Annotated in this window: 8 protein-coding genes and 1 pseudogene; 7 read left to right on the plus strand and 2 right to left on the minus strand. The window is 38.5% G+C overall.

Annotation, left to right across the window (positions count from 1 at the left end):
* Positions 1 to 384: 384 nt before the first annotated feature.
* Together ACFINE_RS08950 and ACFINE_RS08955 are read left to right on the plus strand one after the other, a co-directional pair.
* Complete coding sequence (locus ACFINE_RS08950) at positions 385 to 972, plus strand: antA/AntB antirepressor family protein (protein WP_375621792.1); 588 nt, start codon at positions 385 to 387, stop codon at positions 970 to 972.
* 839 nt (positions 973 to 1,811) lie between these two features.
* Positions 1,812 to 2,273: pseudogene (locus tag ACFINE_RS08955) on the plus strand (antA/AntB antirepressor family protein); the annotation flags it as partial.
* A gap of 15 nt (positions 2,274 to 2,288) precedes the next feature.
* On the opposite strand, the gene ACFINE_RS08960 reads toward ACFINE_RS08955, so the two are convergent.
* A complete protein-coding gene (locus ACFINE_RS08960; RefSeq protein ID WP_375612370.1) occupies positions 2,289 to 2,513 on the minus strand; it encodes an Arc family DNA-binding protein in 225 nt (74 codons plus the stop codon).
* Positions 2,514 to 2,588: 75 nt separating this feature from the next.
* Here ACFINE_RS08960 and ACFINE_RS08965 point away from each other — a divergent pair, with 75 nt between their 5' ends.
* From ACFINE_RS08965 to ACFINE_RS08975, 3 genes are read left to right on the plus strand one after another with little or no spacing between them, the layout of a single operon-like run.
* Positions 2,589 to 2,792 (plus strand): Arc family DNA-binding protein, encoded by a 204-nt coding sequence (locus ACFINE_RS08965; protein WP_004859798.1) that lies wholly within the window; start codon positions 2,589 to 2,591, stop codon positions 2,790 to 2,792.
* Positions 2,785 to 3,546 carry a phage antirepressor KilAC domain-containing protein gene (locus tag ACFINE_RS08970; RefSeq protein WP_375621793.1) on the plus strand — a complete coding sequence of 254 codons (762 nt, stop codon included), beginning with the start codon at positions 2,785 to 2,787 and terminating at the stop codon, positions 3,544 to 3,546. The genes ACFINE_RS08965 and ACFINE_RS08970 overlap by 8 nt, the downstream gene beginning before the upstream one ends.
* The gene (locus tag ACFINE_RS08975) at positions 3,543 to 3,821 is read left to right on the plus strand and encodes a hypothetical protein (RefSeq protein WP_375621794.1); all 279 of its coding nucleotides are present in this window, start codon (positions 3,543 to 3,545) and stop codon (positions 3,819 to 3,821) included. Before ACFINE_RS08970 ends, ACFINE_RS08975 begins: the two co-directional genes overlap by 4 nt.
* A gap of 63 nt (positions 3,822 to 3,884) precedes the next feature.
* Here ACFINE_RS08975 and ACFINE_RS08980 read toward each other — a convergent pair whose 3' ends face one another.
* Positions 3,885 to 4,931, minus strand: coding sequence for a Fic family protein (locus tag ACFINE_RS08980; protein ID WP_375621795.1), 1,047 nt, complete (start codon positions 4,929 to 4,931; stop codon positions 3,885 to 3,887).
* Between the two features lie 84 nt (positions 4,932 to 5,015).
* Here ACFINE_RS08980 and ACFINE_RS08985 point away from each other — a divergent pair, with 84 nt between their 5' ends.
* Positions 5,016 to 5,585, plus strand: a complete 570-nt coding sequence (locus ACFINE_RS08985; protein ID WP_375621796.1) for a hypothetical protein — start codon at positions 5,016 to 5,018, stop codon at positions 5,583 to 5,585.
* Positions 5,575 to 6,200 (plus strand): phage terminase large subunit family protein (locus tag ACFINE_RS08990; RefSeq protein WP_375621797.1); only part of this gene is annotated, 626 nt, incomplete at its 3' end. The genes ACFINE_RS08985 and ACFINE_RS08990, both read left to right, overlap by 11 nt.

A 6,200-nucleotide genomic window follows, 5' to 3' on the forward strand; every position in this document is an offset into this window, starting at 1 on the left:
AACCAAAAATATACAGAGACAACTTTCTCGTCAAGAATACGCTGCTAATAAGAAAGGCTAGATCATGTTCTCAAGCTATGTTTGCTATACACTGAGATTTTCTTTCTTGACAAGATTCACGGAAAACGTATATCGTTAAATTAGGTGCCTAGAAAACACCTTAGATGCATAGCGGATAGATTGCCGAAACAGTTTATTTTCCGCATACTAAAGGCTTTGACTCATTATATGCTACATGCGTATAATAGATCTGTCGGGTGTAGTTACGCTATACAATACCCTTTATGGGAAAAGCGTGACGACGGACTATGCACCGTGTTTTCTAGCACCCGGCATTCTTTGTGGAGTGTCAATAGAAAACCTTTAACTGCATAGGAGTTCATTATGAACACTCTTATTAAAATTACAGAACAAACGATTGATCAAGAAACAGTTCAAACCGTCAACGCACGCGAATTATATACATTTTTGGAAGTCAATTCTAATTTTAGAGATTGGATAAAAAACCGTATTAAAGAATACGGCTTCCTAGAAAATAAGGACTTTATAAGTTTCGCTAAAATTTTAGCGAAACCCAATGCCTCCCAAGAAAATCAGGACTTTGTGAGTTTTACTCAAAAAAGAGTAAAACCTAAAGGCGGTCGTCCAAGTACAGAATATCACATCACTTTAGACATGGCAAAAGAGCTTTCCATGGTTGAACGTAACGAGAAAGGACGTCAAGCACGCCGTTATTTTATTGAGTGTGAGAAGAAACTAAAAAGCCAATCTGTTGGTTATGATAATGATACACGCTTTGATGATCTTAACTATCTTCGCCAATATGTTTTGACAAATTATCCTAAAATCATGGGTATTATCTTTGGTCGTCTTTTAAAAATAGATGAAATCGAAAAAGAGCTTGATCATTACAAATCAGTTACAAAAGAAGCTAAGCGCGTTTTAGCAAGATCTGTCGTAAAAGCTGCTTAGATTTAAAATATGATCTCATCTTCCCTGCTTTCAGAGTGGGGAGGATATTAATTTAAAGAAGATTGCCAATTATGCCTCTCCTATTCCAGAAAAAATACAATAAAATCAATGCAAAAGGTACTTCCCAGCGGGTTGGCTTCGTTGCGGGGCAGGCGAGCGCGAACTATCGCTAGCGACAGAATTTTCAATTTGACTGTACATTGTACATTTAACTCATTGATAAATAATGATTTCAATATGTACACTGTACAGTATGTGAAACGTTTACTTAGCAAAAAGTAATTTTTATTACTTGACAATTCTACAGTAATAGGTATCTTCGAATCAGGTGCCTGAAAACACCTTAAAACCATAAGCGGATGGATTGCCGATACAATCTTTTTCCGTACATTGAAGGCTTTGACTCATTATATGCGTATGGCGTATACTGGTCTTGTCGGGTGTGGTTATGCCATAAAATACCCTTTCGGGGGAAAGCATAACGACGGACTTATGGCCGTGTTTTCAGCGCCCGGCACTCAGAGATGAAATTAGCAAAAATATCAAAAAATTATTAGAAGCCACTTGACAATGTGTCGACAATATGAATAATCGAATCAGGTGCCTAAGAAACACCTTAAATCGATAGCGGATAGATTGCCGACACAATCTCTTCTTCGCACATTAAAGACTTTGACTCATTATATGCTACATGCATATAATAGATTTGTCGGGTGTAGTTACGCTATACAATACTCTTTATGGGGAAAGCGTAACGACGGACTATCGACCGTGTTTCTTAGCGCCCGGCATTCTTCATTGAGTGTCAATAAGAAACCTCTAATCGATAGGAGTTCACTATGAACACTCTTATAGAAATTAAAGAACGGGTTATTGACCAGGAAACTGTTCAAACTGTTAACGCGCGTGATTTGCATGCGTTTTTAGAGATAAAAGCCCGCTTTAATGATTGGATTAAAAATCGCATTAAAGAATGTAAATTTCAGGAAAATATAAACTTTATAACTGCGGTAAATTTTTACCGGGGTGGAAAAATAAAAGAATACCACATTACGTTAGACGTGGCTAAACATCTTTCGATGATCGAGCGTAATGATAAAGGACATGAAGCACGTCAATACTTTATCAAATGTGAACGACTTTTGAAACAAGTAGCAACACCGCAAGTTGACTACTCTAAACCGGAGGCATTACTTGGTGTTTTGAATCACTTACAAAGTCAAATAGAGCAGAAAGATCATGTTATTGCAGAATTAGCACCAAAAGCAGAAGCGCTTGAAGGCTTAAAGCGTTCTGAGGGGGCTATGTGTGGCATCTTATTGTTTTTTATTCACGAGTAGTTGTTCAAGGAGCTTTTTGAGATCTTCTGAATTCATTGCCAGTAGGTGATTTAATGTAACGGTAGTGCGGACAGAATCTTCTAAACGAGCAAGAATTTCACCCGTAAGGCTACGATGATTTGCCTCAGCAAGCTCTTCCAATTGATTTTTCAGTTCAATTGGAATGAGAAATTTAAATTGCACACGATCTTTTTTTGTCATGCACCTAAAATATACCTAAAATACACTTGCCACAAGGTACCTTTATGGTACTAAATATGTGCATATGGAGGTAAAATGAAAACGATCCAATATAAAATAAATATGCCACATACATTAAAGGAGTGGTTGTTTAATCGGGCGACTGAGAATGATCGCTCTCTTTCATCTGAAATAATTAACATTCTCAAAAAAGAAAAAGCGCTAGAGCATAAGTCCGCAAAAACTCTCTCTAACGCTTTACATCTAACTAACCTGAAAGAGGTCAATTACAATGAATAATAGCACATACTTACCTATCAATAAAGACAAATTAATCAAATTACGAGAAGTCGAAAACGAGCCTCGTGTTCGCGATGTGGATTTAGCAGAAAAATTAGGGTTTGTTCGTACACGTGACGTTAGAAAATTAATTACAAGAAATATGCAAGAAATAGAACGGTTTGGGAGGTGCGCCACTGTGGCGCACGTAATAAAGGGCAATAACGTAACAGAATATTGGCTTAACGAAGAGCAGACGTTATTGATTGCGACATTATCGAATACAGAAAAATCTTCTCAAGTCCGTTATATGCTTATTAAATTATTTGTTGCATGGCGTAGGGGCGAGATAAAGCAATCCTATGTTCAATCGATTGACTACTCCAGTCCAGCAGTAATGCTTGGTGTCTTAACGCATTTAAAAGATGAAAACGAGCGGAAAGACAATATCATTGCTAAATTAGCTCCAAAAGCAGAGGCTTTAGAAGGTTTAAAACGCTCTGATGGTTTGTTTGGTTTGATAGAAGCAGCAAAGATGTTGGAAGTAAGACCAAAGGATTTAACTGATTACTTGCGTAAACATGATTGGGTGTATCGGCGTGCTCCAGGGGCGCCACTGTTACCTTATCAGGACAAGATCAAGAAAGGATTTATGGATTGTCCTGCTATTACCATTCAAAGACCTGATGGTACAGAAAAAGTGCTCCCTTCAACAAAAATTACATCCAGAGGATTGGCATGTTTGAGAGAACAAATCCATGGAGGTGTACAATGAACACCAGTGTCGACTTCTTATGCGATTTGTGGATAGCGTTGTTTCAATTTTCTAATGATGAAAATATTAACGACAAAGAATGTACTGCTTTGGTTGACATCATGAGTCTGGTAGAAAAGGTTTTGATTTTAAAACTTCAAGATGAAGTACCAAATATACTTAAAATCTTGACAGTTCTAACAGATTTTGGAGATTCAGAACTACCGCATAGCATGGATTCTTTGTTGCGAGCCTATGTTCCTACTTTGGAGAACTCGATTGCAAAAGTAGCTTAGACCTACAACATAATTTTATCTCCTCGTCTTTTAGGCGGGGAGGTGGTTAAGAAGGCAATAAAATTAAGGTGCACTATACCAAGTTGATCGTCCACCACCATGACGTATCAAAAGACCTTTTTCAACTAATGATGTAAAAGTTACTTTAAGTGTATTAGGGCTTGCACCAACCTCACGCACCATATCGCGGGTTGTAACACGTCCGTGATTACGCACATAATCAAGAATATTAAGAGCCAATTCAGATAAGGAAAAAAGAGCATTTTTTTCACTCTCTATTTTTATTTCTAATTGGCGTTTTTGTTTTTGTAGAGCACGTAAAAAAAAGAGTATCCAAGGCTCCCAATTGGGTGTTTTAGTATAAATTGTTTTTTGAGTTTGATTTAAAGCTAAGTAATAGCTTTCTTTATTATTCTCAATAATGCTTTCAAGTGATGAATATGGTACATAAACATAACCTTTTTGTAACAAAAGAAGGGTGGTTAAGATACGGCTTAAACGTCCATTTCTATCTTGAAAAGGATGAATAGCTAAAAATGTTACATTAAAAATACCAATCGTAAGTAAAGGATGAAGATCCTTTAATTCATTGGTTTTATTGAACCAAGTAATAAGCTCTTGCATTCGGTATGGTGTATCAAATGGTGTAGCTGTTTCAAAAACAATGCCAACCATTTTCCCTTGAGAATTAAATGCTGCTACATCATTGCGTAAAGTCTTATATTCACCTCGATGTCGTTGATCTTTCTCACTATTACACAAAAGATCACGATGAAGTTGTTTAATATGATTTTCAGTAATAGAAATATCACTCCAAGATTGAAAGATTGTTTCCATAACCTTGGCATAACCGATAACTTCTTGTTCATCACGACTCTTGAAACGTTTAATTTCTAAGTTTACCAAAAGCTGTTCGATTTCGCGGTCTGTTAACTTACTCCCTTCAATGCGTGTGGAAGATCCAATACTTTCAACAGTAGCAATATGACGAAGAGCGTTCAATCGCTCAGGTGCAAGAGTACCAAGGGCGCGCCATGCCCCTTTGAACTCATCAATCTCAGTAATGAGAGCCAACAATTCTTGTGTAACCTGAAGTGTATCCGTTCGCATACCGGAATATATACCCGATTGTCAATCATTCGTAACACAGTAAACTCTTACTTCTTATGGCAGAGAAGAAGGCAAGGAGCAACTATGGATAAGAAGAATCGTAAGGGTCTATCGGTTCGTGCGTTTGCGAAGAAGATGGGTGTTTCACATAATGCGGTGGTTTCTCGGATAAAGACAGGTAAATTTGATGCGGCTCTTTTTGAAGATGGTTCTGTCAATGAAGCCCTTGCAACAGCCATCTGGAATGAGAATCCAACAAAGCGCCCTGCTCCATTTTTAGCACCGGATGGCCAACCGCGAACAAAGATCAAACAAGCCTCTACAGAGGGCGCTAATGAATACAAGATAAAACTGGAGCGAATGCAAGTTGCGCTAGCAAAAGAAAAGATTGCACTTGAACGATTGCGTGAAACAACTGTTGATCGTGAAGAAGTGAGAAAAGAAGCATGGAACTTTGGAAGAGCGCATCGAGATACAATGCTCAATTTTGCCTATCGCTTTGGTACTGAAATTGCGGCGCAAGTGGGATGTGATGCTGCGAGCCTTATTGGAGCTATCGATCATCATATGCGCAAAGCTTTAGTAGAAAATGTCGTCCCTGTTTCTTTTCACGATCCCAACATTTTAGAAGAGAATCCAGAACATGATAAGTAATGCTTCGCCCTCGTCCTCTGATGCTGGGCTCTTTTTTTGCTATGCGAATGAAGGACGCCGTCCTGACCCGCCTTATACTGTTTCCCAGTGGGCTGATAAAAATCGTTATTTGAGCACAGTTACGAGTGCTGAGCCTGGGTTATGGAGGACTATACGTACCCCCTATTTACGAGAGATCATGGATAATCTTTCTGTTTATGATCCGACTGAAACAACGGTTGTGATGAAGGGGGCTCAGATTGGAATGTCGGAAGCAGCGTTGAACTTTTGTGGTTATGCCATTCATCATAGTCCAGGACCTGCCCTTTATGTGATGCCGACAGTGGAGACCGCTAAGAAACTGTCAAAGTCTCGTCTTGATCCGATGATTTCAGCTAGCCCTGCTTTAAGTGAACGCATTGCTCCTGCTCGTGCAAGAGACAGTGGAAATACAATGTTTTCAAAGGAATTTTATGGGGGGACATTGATGATTACAGGAGCAAATAGTGCTGCTGGATTGCGTTCTTCTCCTATTCGCTATTTGGTTTTGGATGAAGTCGATGCTTATCCATTGAATGTCGATAATGAAGGCGATCCTGTAACAATTGCTGAAAAACGAACCTCTGCTTTTATTCA

The sequence above is a fragment of the Bartonella sp. AA97HXZ genome, assembly GCF_042196985.1.
Lineage (GTDB): Bacteria > Pseudomonadota > Alphaproteobacteria > Rhizobiales > Rhizobiaceae > Bartonella.

Excerpts from the sequence above, each read along its gene's own strand:
- ACFINE_RS08985 (WP_375621796.1), top strand. The coding sequence starts at position 5,016 with ATGGATAAGAAGAATCGTAAGGGTCTATCGGTTCGTGCGTTTGCGAAG.
- ACFINE_RS08950 (WP_375621792.1), top strand. The coding sequence starts at position 385 with ATGAACACTCTTATTAAAATTACAGAACAAACGATTGATCAAGAAACA.
- ACFINE_RS08965 (WP_004859798.1), top strand. The coding sequence starts at position 2,589 with ATGAAAACGATCCAATATAAAATAAATATGCCACATACATTAAAGGAG.
- ACFINE_RS08975 (WP_375621794.1), top strand. The coding sequence starts at position 3,543 with ATGAACACCAGTGTCGACTTCTTATGCGATTTGTGGATAGCGTTGTTT.
- ACFINE_RS08980 (WP_375621795.1), bottom strand. The coding sequence starts at position 4,931 with ATGCGAACGGATACACTTCAGGTTACACAAGAATTGTTGGCTCTCATT.
- ACFINE_RS08960 (WP_375612370.1), bottom strand. The coding sequence starts at position 2,513 with ATGACAAAAAAAGATCGTGTGCAATTTAAATTTCTCATTCCAATTGAA.
- ACFINE_RS08970 (WP_375621793.1), top strand. The coding sequence starts at position 2,785 with ATGAATAATAGCACATACTTACCTATCAATAAAGACAAATTAATCAAA.